The following is an 18,852-nucleotide window of genomic DNA, read 5'->3' on the forward strand; positions in this document are numbered from 1 at the left end:
GGGACAACGTGCTGGTCAGGGCCGTTTTTCGGGGGTTGCGCGGGGCGCTGGTGCGGACGTGCGGGGCAGGCTGGAAAAGGACTATGTGGCGGGGGTCACCGGGCGCCGCCGCGGCGGTCCGGGAACCGGCCCGTGCGGCCGGGCCGCGAGCGGCCCCCGGCGGACGGCTCCGGCGCCGTAGGCCCGGTCGGCATCGGGCCCGACGGGGTCACCACGACCGGCGTCGGACCGGGCGGGATCGGTACGGCCGGCGTCGGACCGGGCGGGATCGGTACGGCCGACTTCGGACCGAACGGGATCCGTGCGCCCGGCATCGTTCCGGGGACCGTCGGCGCGACCGGCGTCGGACCGTACGGCGTCCGTGCGGCCCGCGTCGGACCAGGCGGAGTTGCGGGCCGTGAGCAGCCCCCGGCGGACGGCTCCCGCGCCGCAGGGCCGGTCGGCATCGGGCCCGACGGGGTCACCACGGCCGGCTTCGGACCGGGCGGGGTCGGTACGGCCGGTTTCGGACCGGACGGGCTCACTGCGACCGGCGTCCGACAAGGCAGGACCGGTGCAACCGGCATCGTCCCGGGCAGAACCCGCACGACCGCCCCCGGACCGGACGGGCTCACTGCGACCGGCGTCGGACGGGACGGGCTCAGTACGGCCCGCGTCGGACCGGACGGGCTCAGTACGGCCCGCGTCGGACCAGGCGGGCTCACTACGGCCCTCGCCGGACCGAACGGAGTCCTTACGGCCCACGTCGGACCGGACGGAGTCCTTACGGCCCGCGTCACACCGGGCAGGGTCGCTGCGCCCCGCACCCGACCAGGCGGAGTCACCGCGGTCGGCCGAGCCGCCGGCCGCGTGGGCGAGGACTCCGAACCGGACGATCTCCGGGACCCGGAAGGTGGCCGAGGCGCCCGGCGAGGCGTCGGCCAGGACCAGGACGTGCCGGTCCAGCAGCCGCCCCACCACCGACTGGGCGCTCCACGTGTCGAGTTCCAGCACCGACTTGACCTGCTCGGTGTCGAAGGGCCCCGGTCCCGCCGCGGCGAGCAGGAACACCGACCTGCGCAGCCAGGGTGCGAGCCGGGCCAGGGCGCTGTCCGCGCGGGCGAGCGCGGCGCAGGCCTCGTCCTGCAGCTCGGCGACGAGGCGGTCGTCGTCGAGGAGCCCCGCGGCCAGGTCGCTGAGCGTCCACATGGGCCGGGCCGCGTACAGCTCGCCCACGGCCCGCAGCATCAGCGGATGCCTGCCCATCCGGGTGACCATGTGCCGCAGCGCCGCATGGTGCCCGGTGATGCGCTCGGCGCCGACCAGCCGCTCGAAGAACGCGGCCGCGTCCTCCGCGCCGAGCGGCCCGAGCGTCAGGCGCCGGGCGCCGGGCAGTCCGGACAGCCGGACCCGGGAGGTCACCAGGGTCAGGCAGGAGTCGCCGCCGGGCAGCAGCGCGAGCACCTGGTCGGTGGCGGCGGCGTCGTCCAGCAGCACGAGCAGCGAGCGTTCCCGGGTGGCGGCCCGGAACAGCGCGGCGAGTCCTTCGGTGTCCTCGGGCTGCCGCGGCCGGCCGATGCCGAGCCCGTCCAGCAGCGACCGCAGGACGGCCTCCGGGGAGCGCGGCCGGTCGGCGCTGTCGTGCAGGGACGCGTACAGGAGCCCGTCGGGGAACCGTTCGGCCATGGCGCGGGCGGCCCGTACGGCGAGCGCGGTCTTGCCCACGCCGGCCGGGCCGAGCAGGGTGATCACCTGGGGCCCGGGAGCGGTGAACCGCTCACGGATGCGCGCCAGTTCCGGCTCACGGCCCACGAAGTCCGGCGCCTCCGGCGGCAGTTGGTCCACCGCCGGAGTGACGGGCGCCGGGGCCGCGGGACGCCGTACGACCGCCCGCTCGGGCTTGCCGGCGGGCGGCAGGACCTCGCGCAGTATGTCCTGCTGGAGCTGGCGCACCCGCTCGGAGGGCTCGATGCCCAGGTCGTCGACGAGCCGGTTGCGCAGCCGCAGATAGGCGTCGAGGGCCGTGCTGCGCTGCCCGGAGCGGTGGGCGGCGATCATCAGCTGGGCGGTGAACCGCTCGTCCAGCGGGTGGTCCACGGTGAGCCGGCGCAACTCCGCCACCAGCGCCTGGTGGCGGCCGAGCTGGAGGTCGGCCTCGATCCGCAGCTCCAGGGCGCTCAGCCGGGCCTCGCCGATCTGCGCGATCCGCGCGGTGAGCAGCGGACCGGCCTCCAGCCCCGCGAACGGCTCGCCGCGCCACAGCGCGAGCCCCTCCCGCAGCAGCCGGGCGGCGTCCTCGGCCGCCCCGGAGGCGAGCGCGGCACGGGCCCGGGTGGCCCGCTGCTCGAACTCCCACAGGTCCAGCTCCCCCGGCCGCGCCGTGAGCCGGTAGCCGCCCGGCCCGGTCTCCAGGCGCTCCCCGGCGGCGTCGGTGCTGCCCTTGAGGGCCTGGCGCAGTTGGTAGATGTAGGTCTGCACGGTCTTGCGGGCCAGCCGCGGCGGGTCCTCGTCCCACAGCTCCTCGACGAGGGCCTGTGTGGAGACCAGATGGTTGGCGTCCAGCAGCAGGACGGCCATGGCCCGCCGGGCCATCGGCGCGGTGAGGGTGCGGCGCTCGCCGTCCACGTGGATCTCCAGCGGGCCGAGCACCTTGATGCGCAGCTCGGGCAGGCCGGTGAGGGTGGCGGTCATGTCGTCCTCCTCCGTCCCTTGGCCGGGCCCCGGTCCCGTGCGGGCGGGTGCGGTGCCGGGGCCTGCGGGGCCACGGTGCGGGCCGAGACCAGGCGGCCGGGGCAGGACGACTCCGGTTCCAGGCCGCCGGGCAGCAGCAGGCCGAGGAAGTGCTCGACGGTTCCGTAGCGCGCCGTCGGGGCGGCGCCGGTGTTCGCGCTCATCGCCGGGCTCCGGTGTTCGCGGCGGGGCCGGTGTCCGTGCGGTGGAGCAGGGCGCGGCGCTCCTTGCGGAACTCGCTGGGCGTGACGCCGTAGCGGCCGCGGAACAGCCGGCTGAAGTGGGACGCCCCGTACAGACCGGCCCGTTCGCCGATCAGCGCGACGGGCAGGTGGTCGAGGGCGGGGTCGGCCAGTTCCGACCGGCAGCGGGCGAGCCGCTCGTCGCGGATCCAGCGGGCCGGGCTGACGCCGAACTCCTGGAAGATCTTCTGCAGGTAGCGCAGCGAGATGTTGTGCCGGCGGGCGATCTCGACGGGGCTCAGGCTCGGCTCCGCGAGGTGTTCGCGCACATGGGCCTGGATCCGGAGCATCAGCGCCTGGCGGGCGATCTCGTTGTCGGGGGCGAGCTCGCGCATCCGCTCGGCGAACAGGACCGCGGTGAGCCCGGCGACGCTGCCGCCGAGCAGGTCGACGGCCGTCTCGACCTCCTCGCCGTGCCGGTCCAGGCCCTCCAGCAGGCTGCTCAGCAGGGCGGCGGCGCCCTGGTCGCCGTTCCAGGTGCGGGCGGTGAGCCGCTGGGTGTCGGCGGCGGTGAGCCCGACCAGGGAGTGGGTCACCATGACGTCGACCATCCGGAACCGGTCCGGCATGATCACCTTGAACGGGCGCCCGGTGTCGAAAGAGATCAGCTGCGGCGGCCGTACGACACCGTGGCGGCCGTCCTGGAACACCCAGACCTCGCCGTGCAGCGGCCGGCACATCCGCAGCCGCGACCGCTCACCGGCGCCGATCAGCCGGGCGGGCCGGACGAGTTCGCGGGGGCCGCCCTGGACGAGGGAGACGGTCACCTCGCCGAAGCGATGGCGGGCCGTGGTCCCTTCGAGGATCTCCTCGTGGCTCTTGACGATCTGCAGGCCACCGCGTTCCGCGGGCGGCGGGTCGGCCGTGCACCTGCGCAGTTGGCGGGGCTTCACCTCACTGACGCGTTGCATCGCGTACCCCCTGTTCCGATGTCGGGCTCCGATGAAGCACCACCAGAGAAACATACCCGCATGCGGGTTTTCTACTTCGATCGGGAGTTTCGATGACTCGGACGGGGCACGCCGGTGAGGCCGGGCCGCTCTCGGCCCGGCCTCACGGCCCGGTCGTCGGTGGAGGAAGTGCTGGTCAGGCCGCCTGCGCGATCGGCGGGCGGGCGGCGGCCGGGACGGCGCGGTCGGCGTACAGCTCCGCCACCTGGAAGGCGAGATCGAGCGCCTGGTAGCGGTTGAGCCGGGGGTCGCAGGCGGTCTGGTAGCGCCGGTGCAGATCGGTCAGGCCGATCGGGTGCCCGCCGCCCACGCACTCGGTGACGTCGTCGCCGGTGAGCTCGATGTGGATGCCGCCGGGATGGGTGCCGAGCTCGCGGTGCGCCTCGAAGAAGCCGGTCACCTCGTCCAGGACGTCGTCGAAGCGGCGCGTCTTGTGCCCGCTGGCCGCCGAGAAGGTGTTGCCGTGCATCGGGTCGCAGATCCAGGCGATGGGCGCCTCGGCCTCGGCGGCCGCCTCGACGAGTGAGGGCAGCACGTCCCGGACCTTGTCACGGCCCATGCGCGCGATGAACGACAGCCGGCCCGGCTCCCGTTCGGGGTCGAGCCGGTCGATGAGCGCGAGCACCTCGTCCCGCGAGGCCGACGGACCGAGCTTCACGGCGACGGGGTTGCGGACGGAGGCGGCGAACTCCACGTGCGCGTGGTCGAGCTGACGGGTCCGCTCGCCGATCCAGACCATGTGCCCGGAGACGTCGTAGGCGTGCCCGGTGCGCGAGTCGGTACGGGTCAGGGCGGCCTCGTAGTCGAGCAGCAGCGCCTCGTGGCTGGAGTAGAACTCCGCGAGGTGGAATTCGGTGGGGTCGGCGCCGCAGGCGGCGAGGAAGGTCAGGGCGCGGTCGATGTCCCGGGCGAGGGCCTCGTAACGGGCGCCGATGGGGGAGCTGTTGACGAAGTCGCGGTTCCACTCGTGGACCTGGCGCAGGTCGCCGTAGCCGCCGGTGACGAAGGCGCGGATCAGGTTCAGGGTGGAGGCGGAGGCGTGGTACATGCGTTTGAGGCGTTCCGGGTCGGGCCGGCGGGCCTCCTCGGTGAACTCCTGGCCGTTGACGGCGTCGCCGCGGTAGACCGGCAGCGTGAGGTCGCCGCGGACCTCGACCGGCTGGGAGCGCGGCTTGGAGTACTGGCCGGCGATCCTGCCGATCTTCACGACGGGTACGGAGGTGGCGTAGGTCAGGACGGCGGCCATCTGGAGCAGCGTCTTGACCTTGTCCCGGACCTGGTCGGCGGTGACCCCGTCGAAGGTCTCGGCGCAGTCGCCGCCCTGGAGCAGGAAGGCCTCGCCGCGGGCCACCCGGGCGATGCGCTCGCGCAGTTGGTCGCACTCCCCGGCGAACACCAGCGGCGGGTAGGACGACAGCTCCTCGAGCACGCCCTTGAGAGCGTCCGGGTCGGGCCAGTCGGGCTGCTGGGCGGCAGGAAGCCGGCGCCAGGAATCCACATCCGTGATGCGCTGATCAGCATTCATGTCGGGCTGAGCCTCACTCTTGTCCGGGGACGGGTGTCGGTTCGGGAGTCCGGGGGAAGGGCCGGTGCGGTGCCCTGGGAGTGCGGGGCCCTGGGTGCGGAGCGGCCCTCCCACCGCCGGGACGCTCCTCGCCGGGGGATGTACGAGGAGGGCACCGGTCGAGGGGAGGGCCGCGACTCGGGGGGGCGAGCGGCATCCGGCCCGCCTGCGGCCCGGACTCACCGCGATGCCCCCGACTCTACGAACGCCCCCGTCCCCGTGGTTGCCACCGCGCGCACCGCTGCTTGCCGAAACACGCGTGAGCGGACGCGATGTCCGGAATTCAATGTTCCGCGCGAGCCGGAATTGATCATTCCGAGCGAGTGAAACGAGAAAGGGGATGACGGGGGACTTCTTTCGGCCATCCATGAATGCGGAATGGGGAATTCGGAATTACTTCTTCCGGGCGCCGGGAACGCCAAAGGGCGGCCCTGATCCACCAGAGCCGCCGCACCTGATCACTGCCTGCCGCCGGTTGCGCCGCCGGCGCAAGCCCTTGCTACCGAATGCGCGCACCGCTCCTGGCGCGTTGGCGCACAGCCGCCCGGCGGACCGGGGCCGCGCACACCGCCTCGGTGGTCACCGCCCGCCGCCCCTCCTCCGCCGCCTCCAGGATGGTCCGGGCGTACGGCAGCAGCCGCAGCCCCGCCTCGGTGAGCGCCAGTTGCCGGTGGCTCCGGTCGAACAGCGCCGCCCCGAGGGACTCCTCCAGGTTCTGGATCTGCGCCGTCACCGTGGACTGCGCGTAGTTGAGGTTGCGCGCCGCCCGGGTGACGCTCAACTCGGCCGCCACCTCACGAAATGCCCGTAGCTGCTGGATCTGCACGTGCCCCTCCCCTCCGGCGGCCCCGCGAAGGGCCGCCCCGATCCCCTGTCAGACGGAGCTGTGAACCGCGTCCCCGCGGGTCAGCCGCTTGCCGCGCTCGGCCGTGATGTCGAGCCGGGCGTACACCTCGGGCCGGGCCAGCGAGCGGGCCATCAGGTCGTAGAGGACGGCGATCCGCTCCTCCACGTCCGCCCGGTTCGTCATGATCTCCGACAGCAGCTGCACGCCGGTGAAGGCGCCCACCGCCGCGTCGGACACCGTTGCCACGTCGATGCCCGGCACCAGCTCCCCCAGCTTCTGGGCCTCCCCGAGCAGCCGGGTGCTGACCTCGATCCAGGCCTGGTACGGCACCCTCCGGTCGATGACGTCATGGCCCTGGTCGACCGCGAGGCGGATGCTGCCCTGGAGCATCCGGTCGAAGGTGAGCCGGTGCGCCACGAGGAGCGTCACGTCCACCCACTCCTGGACCTTCGGCGCCCCCGGCTCCTGCGGCGGCGCGAAGTACCGGATCTGGGCCGCCACCTGCTCGTCCAGGACCGCCTGCGCCAGCTCCGCCTTGGAGGTGAAGTGGAAGTAGAAGGCCCCCTTCGTCACCCCGCACCGCTGGTAGACGTCCGAGATCCTCGTGGCGGAGTAGCCGCACTCCGCGAAGACCTCGCCCGCCGCTTCCAGAATCGCCTGGCGTGTCCTGATGGCTCGATCCTGCTGCGCCACTGGGCCCCCTTCCTTCGTCGTTGTTGATGATGAACACACGCGGTTTCGTATGCGGAACCATCGGCTCTCATTGAAAAACATACCCGCATGCGCGTATCTTACCGGCGGGGTTGGAACCAGTCACCCGTCATGCACCTTCTCGTTCCAGAAGGAAGAGCAATGACCACCAACATTGGTATTCACAGGGGCCGACACCGCCACGGGGGGATAAGGAAGACGGTGTTTCCGGCCAGGCCGGCCACACCGCTCAGGCCGTGCATCCCGCCGTCCGCGGCATCGGTCGACACCAGGCTCGTGCATCGCACGCACCGCAAGGACGTGCTGCCGACCGGCATCACCAAGCACGACGACCGTCACTACACCGTCTTCACACAATGGCCCGCTGACCACCGCCGCTTCACCGACCAGGAGGGCAACTTCCTGCCGTCACTGGTCATCGAGAGCGTCCGTCAGGCCGTCATCCTGGTCGCGCACGACGGCCTCGGCGTACCGCTCGGGCACCAGTTCCTGGTGTCGTCCGCCCACCACCGCGTGGACCCGAGCCGGCTGCTCGCACCGGGCGCGCCGGCCCGGCTCGAACTCGACGTCTCCATCCACGACCTCAAGCACCGCCGGGGCGTCCCGTCGTCACTGCAGGCCCGGGTGGTCATCCGGGCGGACGGCGAGATCATCGGCACCGGCGGCGGCGACTGCTCCGTCATGACCTCCGAGGTCTACCGCCGGCTCCGCCGCGGCCGTACCGACACCGCCTGGACCGCGGCGATCGCCGCCCCGCTGCCCGCACCCGTGCCCGCCCGGTCCGTGGGCCGCACCCACGACTGCGACGTGGCCCTGGCCCCCGGGGACACCCCCGGCCACTGGCTGCTGCGGGCCGATGTGACGAACGAGTTGATGTTCGACCACCCGAACGACCACATGCCCGCGATGGTCCTCCTCGACGCCGCCCAGCAGGCCGCGCACGCCGTCCTCGGCGAGCGCCCCTTCCGGCCGTCGTCCTGCGAGGTCCTCTGCACCCGCTACGTCGAGTTCGACTCGCCCTGTTCCGTCCGTACCGACCTCCGGGACGACGGCACCGGCGGGTACGTCCTGTCCGTGACCGGACAGCAGAACGGCGAGCAGGTCTTCGAGATCCTGTTCCGCGAACTGCCCTCCGCACGCTGAGCCCCCGCGGCCCGGTCCCGCCCCTTCCGCGGGATCTAGTACGCGCAGAACCGGCACCTCCTCCCGGACACCGCCGGATGCCCACCGGCCGCACGGCTCACCTCCGGGCACCGCCCGTGCGACGCTCCGCCGACGACGCCCAGGCGCTCGCGCCGCCCCAGCCGCACATCCGCACCCCGGCATGTGTGGCCTCCGCGGCCCTCGCGTGCCGGGTCCTCCCCGGCGTGGCCTCGCCGGCATCCGCCCATTCACCCCACCGCCCTTCACCCTCGACCCTCGGTCAACCGACCCGGCCCACCACCCACGGGCCGTGACTCACCCGCCCGAACCCGTGAACCGCCGTTGTGCACGGCGTCCCGGGAAAGGCGGGGCCCCGGCACCGCCGGGCACCGCACCTCGTTCCGCCTCAGTTCAGGAGCCCGTCTCCCATGACCCGCACCATCGGAGCCCGCACGGCACGACCTGCCCCCGCGGCCCCTCCATCCCTCCCCCCGCACCGCCCACCCACGGGCCACCGCCGCTCGGCAGCACCCTCCGGACCGCACCGCCGGCCCACCGGCCACCGCCGCTCGGCGCCCCCCTGCTCCTCACCGCACCGTCCAGCCGCCGTCCACCGGCACCGTCGCGCCGACCACGAACGAGGCCCGGTCGCTGCTCAGCCAGGCCGCCGCCTCGGCGATCTCCTCCGGCGCCGCGATCCGCGGCAGCAGCGCCGCCCGCGCCAGTTCGTCCGCCACACCGGGAACCTTCGCCATCCACGCGTCCGTCATTTCGCTGTGGGTCGCCCCGGGCACAAGGGCATTGACCCGAATTCCGCTCGCCGCATATTCGGCCGCGACCGCCTTCGTCAATCCGATGACCGCATGCTTCGCGGCGATATAGGGAGCGGCCACCGGAGTCGCCACCAGACCTGCCGTACTGCTCGTGTTCACAATGGCGCCACCCCGGCCGAGCATCGCTGTGATTTCATGGCGAAGGCAGTTCCAGATGCCACGGACATTGGTGTCCATGAGGGTGTCGTAGACCTCGTCGCTCATCAGGTGCATGGGCGTGCCCTCGGCCGCGACCCCGGCGTTGTTGAACGCCACGTCGAGCTTCCCGAATCTCCCCACGGCCTGCGCCACACCCGCCGCCACCTGCTCGTTCCTCGATACGTCGACGACGACGTACTGAGCCTCGTACCCCTCGGCGCACAGCTCGCCGACGAGCGCGGCGAGCCGTTCCGGCCGACGGGCGGCCAGCGTGACCGACGCGCCCTCCCGGCAGAAGACCCGGGCCGCCGCCGCCCCGATCCCACTGCTGGCGCCCGTGATGAACGCGTGCTTTCCCTCAAGAAGTCCGCCGTTCGGCATGCCCTCACATCACCCGTCTGCTGAGTCCCCGATTCGTGCCGTACGCGATTCCGGCTCGAATTCCTGCACGCACCTTTTACCCCTGCGGCGACCCCACGTGCCGCTTTCTCCCCCCTCCGTGCCGCACTGCCTGCCCTGATTCCCTTTACCGAGACGAGATCGGAAAGAAATTTCACATGGCACCCACGCGACGGATACTGATCACCGGTGGCACCGGCTTCGTGGGCTCCCACGTCACCGGCCTGCTCTCCGCCGGCCCTGCCGCGCTGGACTCCCCGCAGCTGCGCCTACTCGTCCACCACCGCCCCCCGGCCCTCGACGACACCGGCCGGGTGGAGGTGCGCCACGGCTCGCTCCGCGACCCGCGCTCGCTGCGTGGTGTCTGCGACGGCGTGGACACCGTGCTCCATCTGGCCTCGCTGATCGGCGGCAGCCCCGCGGACTGCGCCGCGGTCAACGACGCGGGCACCGAGGCCCTGCTCGCGGAGGCGGCCCGTGCCGGGGTCGAGCGGATCGTCCAGCTGGGCACCACGGCCGTCTACCGGGACGAGCCGCACACCGGCGCCAGGGAGGGCGAGCCGGAGCTCGGCCCGTCCTCGCCGACCAGCGTCAGCAGACTGGCCGGGGAACAGCGGGTCCTCGCGGCCGGCGGCCTGGTCCTGCGCCCGCATCTGGTGTACGGCCCCGGAGACGTCTGGGTGGTCCCGGCGCTGGTGGACTTCCTCACCGCCTTCCCCCACTGGATCGACGGCGGACGTGCCCGCACGTCCGTGATCGGAGTGCACGATCTGGCCCGGGTCGTGGCCGCGCTGGCCCTGCGGCCCGAGCTGCCGCGCGGTGCGGTCCTGCACGCGGCCCGGCCGGAGCCGGTCCGGGTGCGGGACCTGGTCGAGGCGGTCTGCCGCGAGCTGCGGCTGCCGCCGCCCGAGGGCGAGGTGTCCCGTGCCCGGGCGGCCGCGCTGACCGGCGCCGACCGGGACAGCCTGGTCCGGCGGCGTCTGTCGTTGCTCGCGGTCGACCACTGGTACGACAGCTCCCGTCTGTGGCAGTTGCTCGACATGGCGCCCACGAGCGACTTCGCCCGTGACTTCGCCGTCGGTGCCACCTGGTACCGGTCGCTCCTGGCCCGCCGTACGGAGGGCGAGTTGTTCACCACGAGGTGACGACCGGAACCGGCACACGGCCGCGAACCCCACCGGACTGTCCCCGGTCCGGTGGGGGCGCCGCTGCACCGAGGTCACGCTAGGCCGCCGGCCCGCGGTCCTCTCGCCGGGCCGCGCACGCGCTGTGGCACATCCGCGCACGAGGACCGGGGTGCCGGAACGCCGGGCCGGCGGGTCCGTACCGGGTGCCACGTTCACGCAGGATCTCTGGCCCGTTCGCGTCCGGCGGGCCCGTCCGGCCGTCCGCCGGGCGATGGTGTCAGGACGTATCGACGACATGGCCCGCCGGATCCGAGGAGAGTTCAGATGGCCCCGCACGGTGACGACGTACTGGTGACGGGTGTCGGTGCGCTGACACCGCTCGGCGCGAACGCCGCCGCGTCCTGGGAGGGCCTGCTGGCCGGGCGTTCCGGCATCCGCGACCTCGGCCCGGACTGGCCCGAGGACCTGCCGGTGCGCATCGCCGGCACCGTGGAGAGCGATCTCACCGAGGCGATCGGCCGGGCGCAGGCCCGCAAGCTGGACCGCGGCGAGCAACTGGCCGTGGTCGCCGCCCGCGAGGCCTGGCAGGACGCGGGGGCGCCGCCGGTCGAGCCGGAGCGTCTCGCGGTCGTCGTCGGCACCGGCATCGGCGGCATCCTCAGCTCGCTGGGCCAGGACGACCTCTACGAGAGCTCGGGCATCCGGCGGCTGTCACCGTTCGCGGTGCCGATGCTGATGCCCAACGGCCCGGCCGCCTGGGTCTCCATGGAACTCGGCGCCCGGGCCGGCGCCCGCGCCCCCGTCAGCGCCTGCGCCTCCGGCGCGGAGTCCCTCGCGCTGGGTCTCGACCTGATCCGGGCGGGCCGCGCCGATGTCGTCGTCGCGGGCGGCACCGAGGCCACCCTGCACCCGTTCATGATCGCGGCCTTCGCCCAGATGAAGGCGCTGTCCGTGCACGGCGGCGACCCGGCGGCGGTGTCCCGCCCCTTCGACGCGGCCCGCTCCGGGTTCGTGATCGCCGAGGGCGCCGCCCTGGTCGTCCTGGAGCGCGCGGAGTTCGCCCGGGCGCGCGGGGCCCGCGTCTACGGCGCGCTCGCGGGCGCGGCCGTGCAGTCCAGCGCCCAGCACATCACCGCCTCCGACGCGGAGGGGCAGATCCAGGCGATGCGCACGGCGCTGGCCGACGCGGGCGTCGAGGCGCGGGACATCGGGCACGTCCACGCGCACGCCACCTCCACCCCGAGCGGTGACCTCGCGGAGGCCGAGGCGCTGCACAAGGTGATCGGCGACGGGGCGGCGGTCACCGCCACCAAGTCCATGACCGGGCACATGCTGGGCGCCTCGGGTGCGTTCGGCGCCCTGTCCACGCTGCTGTCCCTGCACCACGGGGTGGTCCCGGCGGTCCGCAACCTCGACGAGCAGGACCCGGAGATCCGGCTCGACGTGGTCCGCGGCGGGAACCGCACCGGCTCCTGGGACGCGGCCCTGGCCAACTCCTTCGGCTTCGGCGGCCACAACGTCAGCCTGGTCATGAAGCGCGCCTGAGAGCTTCCTCACAGGCGGCACGCGCCTGACCGTCACCGGACAACAAGAAAGAGCGGCATCTGATCGATGCCGCTCTTCCCGTGGTGCGCGAGGGGGGAGTTGAACCCCCACGCCCTTGCGGGCACTGGAACCTGAATCCAGCGCGTCTGCCTATTCCGCCACCCGCGCATTGGGTGTGTCCTCAGGCCCTGTCCCTTGCGGTTCCGCGCCTTCCGACATCGAGAACATTAGCACGCTGGACCGGGTGGGTTCACATCCCTATCGGCGGGGCAGCAGCCCCCCAGACCGGCCCTCACGCGTCTCGGGCCGTCTCCGTTCACGTATCAACCTCGTACCGGTCCGGCCGGTCTGCCCCGCACCCGGGCCGGGTCCACAGTCAGGTGCGGGACACTGGTCTTCGGCCGCCTCTACGATCCTTGCCAGGAGTACGCCCGAGAAGAGTTCGAAGGCGAGCTCCACAGGGAACTTCGTCAGGCGTCGACACCCGTCGACCGGGCCGACAGGGGGAACCAGCCGATTCACCGGCGCGTGGATACGATCAGTAAGCAGTACCAGGTAAGGCAGTACCCGCAGGGCGGGACGCAGGACACAAGCAGCTACGGAGGAGGTGCCCCATGGGAGTCCTGAAGAAGTTCGAGCAGCGTCTCGAAGGTCTGGTCAACGGCACGTTCGCCAAGGTGTTCAAGTCCGAGGTCCAGCCCGTGGAGATCGCGGGAGCCCTGCAGCGCGAGTGCGACAACAACGCGACCATCTGGAACCGCGACCGCACGGTCGTCCCCAATGACTTCATCGTGGAGCTCAGCGCACCGGACTTCGAGCGCCTGAGCCCCTACTCCGGGCAGCTCGGCGACGAGCTCGCCGGCATGGTCCGCGACTACGCCAAGCAGCAGCGCTACAGCTTCATGGGCCCCATCAAGGTCCACCTGGAGAAGGCCGACGACCTCGACACCGGCCTGTACCGCGTGCGCAGCAGAACCCTGGCCGGCTCCACCGACCAGCAGGGCGGCCCGCCCGCCCCCGCCCCGGCCGGACGCCCCGGCGGCTACGGTTACCCGCCCGCCGCCGCTCCGGCCGCACCCGCGGGAGCCCCGCCGATGCCGAGCGCGCCGCCCCCCGGCGGCGCCCGCCCCGGCGGCTACGGCTACCCGCAGCCCGCGGGCGGCCCGCGCCCCGCGACGCCCGCGGCCGCCGGCCGCACCCGCTACTGGATCGAGATCAACGGCACCCGCCATCAGATCTCCCGCGCGACGCTCGTGCTGGGTCGCAGCACCGAGGCCGACGTGCGGATCGACGACCCCGGCGTCTCCCGCCGGCACTGTGAGATCCGGACCGGAACGCCCTCGACGATCCAGGATCTCGGGTCCACCAACGGCATCGTGGTGGACGGACAGCACACCACCCGCGCTACGCTCCGCGACGGCTCGCGGATCGTCGTGGGCAACACCACCATTCTCTATAGGCAAGCCGAAGGGTGAAGCGGGGGCAATGTCAGAGCTGACCCTCACGGTCATGCGGCTGGGTTTCCTGGCCGTCCTGTGGCTGTTCGTGATCGTGGCCGTGCAGGTCATCCGCAGCGACCTGTTCGGTACGCGTGTCACCCAGCGCGGGTCGCGCCGGGAGGCCGGACGCCAGCAGCAGCAGGCGCGCCAGGCGGCGCCACCGCAGCAGCGCCAGCAGACGGGCGGCGGTGGCCGTCAGCGCCGTAACGCCCCGACCAAACTCGTGGTGTCCGAGGGCACCCTCACCGGCACCACGGTCGCGCTCCAGGGCCAGACCATCACGCTGGGCCGGGCGCACGACAGCACGATCGTGCTGGACGACGACTACGCCTCGAGCCGGCATGCCAGGATCTACCCGGACCGCGACGGCAACTGGATCGTCGAGGACCTGGGCTCCACCAATGGCACGTACCTCGACCGATCGCGGCTGACGACCCCGACCCCGATTCCGCTGGGCGCGCCGATCCGCATCGGCAAGACCGTCATCGAGCTGCGGAAGTAGTGCTGCATCATGAATAGGCGCGAGCGGAGCGAGCACGCAGCGGAGGCCCCCACGACGGGCCCCGGCGCGCTCCCGACCGGAGGGTGGGCACCGTGCGGATGTACCCGGAGCCGACGGGCGAGGTGCGCATGAGTCTGTCACTGCGCTTCGCCGCCGGATCGCACAAAGGCATGATCCGGGAGGGCAACGAGGACTCCGGATACGCCGGTCCCCGGCTGCTCGCCATCGCCGACGGCATGGGCGGCGCGGCGGCCGGCGAGGTCGCCTCCTCCGAGGCCATCTCCACCATCGTCGCCCTCGACGACGACGTGCCCGGCTCCGACATCCTCACCTCACTCGGCACCGCCGTGCAGCGCGCCAACGACCAGCTGCGCTCGATGGTCGAGGACGACCCGCAGCTGGAGGGCATGGGCACCACGCTCACCGCCCTGCTGTGGACCGGGCAGCGCCTCGGCCTGGTGCACGTCGGCGACTCGCGCGCGTACCTGCTGCGCGACGGTGTGCTCACCCAGATCACGCAGGACCACACCTGGGTGCAGCGGCTCGTCGACGAGGGCCGCATCACCGAGGAGGAAGCCACCACCCACCCCCAACGCTCCCTGCTGATGCGGGCGTTGGGCAGCGGCGACCATGTCGAGCCGGATCTGTCGATCCGTGAGGTGCGGGCCGGCGACCGCTACCTGATCTGCTCCGACGGCCTGTCCGGCGTGGTGTCCCACCAGACCCTCGAGGACACCCTCGCCAGCTACCAGGGCCCGCAGGAGACCGTGCAGGAGCTCATCCAGCTCGCGCTGCGCGGCGGCGGCCCCGACAACATCACCGTGATCGTCGCGGACGTCCTCGACCTGGACACCGGGGACACCCTCGCCGGGCAGATCTCCGACCAGCCCGTGGTGGTCGGCGCCGTCGCCGAGAACCAGCACCAGCTGCACGACAACGGCATCATGCAGACCCCCGCGGGCCGTGCCTCCGGGCTCGGCCGCCAGGTGCCCGGACAGGGCGGCGGGGGCGGCGAGTTCGGCCCGCCCGGCTCCGGCGACACCACCGGCTACATCTCCACGGCCGGCTTCGGCGACTACGGCGACGACGACTTCGTCAAGCCCCGCAAGGGCCGCAAGTGGCTGAAGAGATCCTTCTACTCGGTGCTCGCGCTGGCCGTCGTCGGCGGCGGTCTGTACGGCGGCTGGCGCTGGACGCAGACCCAGTACTACGTCGGCGCCAACGGCGAGCACGTCGCCCTGTACCGGGGCATCAGCCAGGACCTCGCCTGGGTCTCGCTGTCGGACGTGGAGAAGGACCACCCCGAGATCGAACTCAAGTACCTCCCGCCGTACCAGCAGGAGCTCGTCGAGGCGACGATCCCCGAGGGCGGGCTCGACGACGCCCAGAAGAAGATCGACGAGCTGGCCCTGCAGGCCTCCGCGTGCAAGAAGCAGTCCGAGCGGCAGGCGGCCGAGAGCGAGCGGAACTCCCGCACCGGCGAGGGCGAGGCCGGAGGCACCACGGGAACCACGCGTACCTCCCTCACGTCCAAGGCGTCACCGACACCCACGCCGTCGGACAAGCCCTCGAACTCCCCGTCCCCGTCCGCGACCGCCCCTACTCCCACTCCCGGCCCCACCCTCTCGGAGGAAGAGCAGAAGGTCGTCTCGAAGTGCGGTACGCAGTAGGCAAGCCGTGAGAGGCCCCGTCACACGATGAGCAGTACGCCCAACACCTCGACGCATCACACGTCCACGATCGGCTCCATCGGCGCCCCGAGCCGACGCAACACCGAGCTCGCGCTGCTGGTGTTCGCCGTCGTCATTCCGGTTTTCGCCTATGCCAACGTGGGGCTCGCGCTCAATGACGAGGTGCCCACCGGCCTCCTGGGCTACGGCCTGGGCTTCGGCATGCTGGCCGGTGTCGGCCATCTCGCGGTCCGCAAGTTCGCGCCGTACGCCGACCCGCTCCTGCTGCCCCTCGCGACGCTGCTCAACGGCCTCGGGCTGGTCGCCATCTGGCGGCTGGACCAGTCCAAGCGCCTCAGCAACTACGCGGATGCCGCACCGCGCCAGCTGCTGTACTCGGCGATGGGCCTCGCCCTGCTCGTGGTCGTGCTGATCTTCCTCAAGGACCACCGCGTCCTGCAGCGCTACACCTACATCTCCATGGCCGCCGCGCTGTTCCTGCTGCTCCTGCCGCTCGTGCCCGGCCTCAGCGCCCCCACCTACGGCGCCAAGATCTGGATCAAGATCCCCGGTCTCGGCACGCTCCAGCCCGGTGAGTTCGCGAAGATCGCCCTCGCGGTGTTCTTCGCCGGCTACCTCATGGTCAAGCGAGACGCCCTGGCACTGGCCAGCCGCCGCTTCATGGGCCTGTACCTGCCGCGCGGCCGCGACCTCGGACCCATCCTCGTGATCTGGGTGCTCTCGATCCTCATCCTGATCTTCGAGACCGACCTCGGTACATCCCTGCTGTTCTTCGGGATGTTCGTCATCATGCTGTACGTCGCCACCGAGCGGACCAGCTGGATCGTCTTCGGTCTGCTGATGTCCGCGGTGGGCGCCGTCGGCGTGGCGAGCTTCGAGCCGCACATCCAGACCCGTGTGCAGGCCTGGCTCGACCCCATGCACGAGTTCGAGCTCTCCCGCGCCGGAGTCCAGGACGGCATCGTCCACTCCGAGCAGGCCATGCAGGCCCTGTGGGCGTTCGGCTCCGGCGGCACCCTCGGCACCGGCCTCGGACAGGGCAATTCCGACCTCATCGGCTTCGCCGCCAACTCAGACTTCATCCTCGCCACCTTCGGCGAGGAGCTGGGTCTGGCGGGCGTCATGGCGATCCTGCTGATCTACGGCCTGATCATCGAGCGCGGCATCCGTACCTCGCTGGCGGCCCGCGACCCGTTCGGCAAGCTGCTGGCCATCGGCCTGTCGGGCGCCTTCGCCCTTCAGGTGTTCGTGGTGGCCGGCGGTGTCATGGGCCTCATCCCGCTGACCGGTATGACGCTGCCGTTCGTGGCCTACGGCGGTTCGTCCGTCATCGCCAACTGGGCCTTGATCGGCATCCTGTTGCGGATCAGCGACACCGCGCGCCGCCCGGCGCCCACCCCCGCCCCCAACCCCGACGCCGAGATGACCCAGGTGGTGCGCCCGTCATGAACAAGCCCCTGCGCCGGATCGCGATCTTCTGCGGACTTCTGATCCTCGCCCTGCTCGTCCGCAACAACTACCTCCAGTACGTCAAGGCCGACGACCTGGCGGACGACAGCGAGAACCGCCGCGTCAACATCGAGCGGTACTCGACCAAGCGCGGCAACATCATCGTCGACGGCAAGGCCATCACCGGCTCCGTGGAGTCCAAGAGCGGCGACTACAAGTACAAGCGCACCTGGACCGACGGGCCCATGTGGGCGCCGGTCACCGGCTACTCCTCGCAGGCGTTCGGCGCCAATCAGCTGGAGCGGCTGGAGGACGGCATCCTCACCGGGACCGACGACCGGCTCTTCTTCCGCAACACCCTCGACATGCTCACGGGCAAGCCCAAGAAGGGCGGCAGCGTCGAGCTCACCCTCAACGCCGCCGCGCAGAAGGCCGCCTACGAGGGGCTCGGCTCCAAGAAGGGCGCCGTCGCCGCGATCGACCCGGCCACCGGCAAGATCCTGGCGCTGGTCTCCACCCCGTCGTACGACCCGTCGAAGTTCGCCGGGAACTCCGACAAGGACGCCGAGGCCTGGAACGCCGTACAGAAGAAGAACAACCCCGACGACCCGATGCTGAACCGGGCGCTGCGCGAGGTCTACCCGCCGGGATCCACCTTCAAGGTGGTCACCGCGGCCGCGGCGCTGGAGAACGGCGAGGTCTCCGGGATCGACGAGGCGACCAAGACGCCGGACCCGTACCAGCTGCCGGAGACCACCGGGGACCCCCTCACCAACCAGCACGGTGAGTGCAAGAACGCCACCCTGAAGTACGCGCTCATGGTGTCCTGCAACACCGTCTTCGCGAAGATGGCCGACAACGTCGGCAACGAGAAGATGATCGAGCAGGCGGAGAAGTTCGGCTTCAACGACCCGGAGCTGGACACCCCGGTCCGTGCCGCGGAGAGCATCTACCCCGAGGACAACGCGCCGCAGAACGCCATGGACGGCATCGGCCAGGCCTCCAACCGGGCCACCCCGCTGCAGATGGCCATGGTCGCCTCGGCCGTCGCCAACGACGGCAAGCTGATGAAGCCGTACATGGTCGACCAGCTCAAGGCCGCGAACCTCGACACCATCGCGACCAACGAGCCGGAGGAGCTGTCCCAGGCCGTCTCCGCCGACACCGCGCAGAAGCTCCAGGAAATGATGGAGGCCGTGGTCAACGACCCGCAGGGCACCGGCTCCAGCGCGCGGATCGACGGCGCCACGGTCGGCGGCAAGACCGGTACCGCCCAGCACGGCCTGAACAACAGCGAGAAGCCGTACGCCTGGTTCATCTCCTACGCCAAGCTGTCCGACGGCAGCTCCCCGGTGGCGGTCGCCGTGGTCGTCGAGGACGGCGCCGCCAACCGTGACGACATCAGCGGCGGCGGTCTCGCCGGTCCGATCGCAAGGGACGTGATGAAGGCAGTCCTCGACAGCAAGAAGTGACCCCGCTCACGTTGCCTACGCATCGGTGCAC

The 18,852-nt window shown here is 71.8% G+C and carries 15 protein-coding genes and 1 tRNA gene; 8 read left to right on the top strand and 8 right to left on the bottom strand.

Annotation, left to right across the window (positions count from 1 at the left end):
• Positions 1 to 81: 81 nt before the first annotated feature.
• The 6 genes from M8H82_RS13665 to M8H82_RS13690 form a co-directional block, all read right to left on the bottom strand.
• Entirely contained in the window at positions 82 to 2,670 is a 2,589-nt protein-coding gene (locus M8H82_RS13665; protein WP_250073538.1) for a BTAD domain-containing putative transcriptional regulator, read from the bottom strand.
• Entirely contained in the window at positions 2,667 to 2,873 is a 207-nt protein-coding gene (locus M8H82_RS13670; RefSeq protein WP_250073540.1) for a hypothetical protein, read from the bottom strand. The genes M8H82_RS13665 and M8H82_RS13670 overlap by 4 nt, the downstream gene beginning before the upstream one ends.
• Complete coding sequence (locus M8H82_RS13675; protein ID WP_250073542.1) at positions 2,870 to 3,862, bottom strand: helix-turn-helix domain-containing protein; 993 nt, start codon at positions 3,860 to 3,862, stop codon at positions 2,870 to 2,872. Before M8H82_RS13675 ends, M8H82_RS13670 begins: the two co-directional genes overlap by 4 nt.
• A gap of 175 nt (positions 3,863 to 4,037) precedes the next feature.
• Positions 4,038 to 5,426, bottom strand: coding sequence for a class II 3-deoxy-7-phosphoheptulonate synthase (locus tag M8H82_RS13680; protein WP_250073544.1), 1,389 nt, complete (start codon positions 5,424 to 5,426; stop codon positions 4,038 to 4,040).
• Between the two features lie 538 nt (positions 5,427 to 5,964).
• The gene (locus tag M8H82_RS13685) at positions 5,965 to 6,291 is read right to left on the bottom strand and encodes a LysR family transcriptional regulator (RefSeq protein WP_250073546.1); all 327 of its coding nucleotides are present in this window, start codon (positions 6,289 to 6,291) and stop codon (positions 5,965 to 5,967) included.
• A gap of 48 nt (positions 6,292 to 6,339) precedes the next feature.
• A complete protein-coding gene (locus M8H82_RS13690; RefSeq protein ID WP_250073548.1) occupies positions 6,340 to 7,005 on the bottom strand; it encodes a ScbR family autoregulator-binding transcription factor in 666 nt (221 codons plus the stop codon).
• Between the two features lie 159 nt (positions 7,006 to 7,164).
• On the opposite strand from M8H82_RS13690, the gene M8H82_RS13695 reads away from it, so the two are divergent.
• The gene (locus M8H82_RS13695; RefSeq protein WP_284048858.1) at positions 7,165 to 8,166 is read left to right on the top strand and encodes a ScbA/BarX family gamma-butyrolactone biosynthesis protein; all 1,002 of its coding nucleotides are present in this window, start codon (positions 7,165 to 7,167) and stop codon (positions 8,164 to 8,166) included.
• Positions 8,167 to 8,753: 587 nt separating this feature from the next.
• On the opposite strand, the gene M8H82_RS13700 is transcribed toward M8H82_RS13695, so the two are convergent.
• Positions 8,754 to 9,518, bottom strand: coding sequence for an SDR family NAD(P)-dependent oxidoreductase (locus M8H82_RS13700; protein WP_250073551.1), 765 nt, complete (start codon positions 9,516 to 9,518; stop codon positions 8,754 to 8,756).
• A gap of 176 nt (positions 9,519 to 9,694) precedes the next feature.
• Between M8H82_RS13700 and M8H82_RS13705 the strand changes: the two genes are divergently transcribed.
• Together M8H82_RS13705 and M8H82_RS13710 are read left to right on the top strand one after the other, a co-directional pair.
• Complete coding sequence (locus M8H82_RS13705) at positions 9,695 to 10,681, top strand: NAD(P)-dependent oxidoreductase (RefSeq protein WP_250073553.1); 987 nt, start codon at positions 9,695 to 9,697, stop codon at positions 10,679 to 10,681.
• A 306-nt stretch (positions 10,682 to 10,987) separates the two neighbouring features.
• Positions 10,988 to 12,208 carry a beta-ketoacyl synthase gene (locus M8H82_RS13710; RefSeq protein WP_250073555.1) on the top strand — a complete coding sequence of 407 codons (1,221 nt, stop codon included), beginning with the start codon at positions 10,988 to 10,990 and terminating at the stop codon, positions 12,206 to 12,208.
• Positions 12,209 to 12,289: 81 nt separating this feature from the next.
• Here the strand turns inward: M8H82_RS13710 and M8H82_RS13715 are convergent.
• A tRNA-Leu gene (locus M8H82_RS13715) sits at positions 12,290 to 12,376 on the bottom strand.
• A gap of 446 nt (positions 12,377 to 12,822) precedes the next feature.
• On the opposite strand from M8H82_RS13715, the gene M8H82_RS13720 reads away from it, so the two are divergent.
• From M8H82_RS13720 to M8H82_RS13740, 5 genes are all read left to right on the top strand, one after another.
• A complete protein-coding gene (locus tag M8H82_RS13720) occupies positions 12,823 to 13,683 on the top strand; it encodes a DUF3662 and FHA domain-containing protein (RefSeq protein WP_250073557.1) in 861 nt (286 codons plus the stop codon).
• Between the two features lie 10 nt (positions 13,684 to 13,693).
• Complete coding sequence (locus tag M8H82_RS13725; RefSeq protein ID WP_250073558.1) at positions 13,694 to 14,209, top strand: FHA domain-containing protein; 516 nt, start codon at positions 13,694 to 13,696, stop codon at positions 14,207 to 14,209.
• A gap of 128 nt (positions 14,210 to 14,337) precedes the next feature.
• Positions 14,338 to 15,879, top strand: a complete 1,542-nt coding sequence (locus tag M8H82_RS13730) for a Stp1/IreP family PP2C-type Ser/Thr phosphatase (RefSeq protein ID WP_250073560.1) — start codon at positions 14,338 to 14,340, stop codon at positions 15,877 to 15,879.
• Between the two features lie 27 nt (positions 15,880 to 15,906).
• Positions 15,907 to 17,349: an FtsW/RodA/SpoVE family cell cycle protein gene (locus M8H82_RS13735; RefSeq protein WP_250073562.1), complete on the top strand. Its 1,443-nt coding sequence runs from the start codon at positions 15,907 to 15,909 to the stop codon at positions 17,347 to 17,349.
• A complete protein-coding gene (locus M8H82_RS13740; protein ID WP_250073564.1) occupies positions 17,346 to 18,821 on the top strand; it encodes a penicillin-binding protein 2 in 1,476 nt (491 codons plus the stop codon). The genes M8H82_RS13735 and M8H82_RS13740 overlap by 4 nt, the downstream gene beginning before the upstream one ends.
• Positions 18,822 to 18,852: the final 31 nt, after the last annotated feature.

Origin of the sequence: Streptomyces sp. YS415 (assembly GCF_023544665.1) — a bacterium.
Classification (GTDB): Bacteria; Actinomycetota; Actinomycetes; order Streptomycetales; family Streptomycetaceae; genus Streptomyces.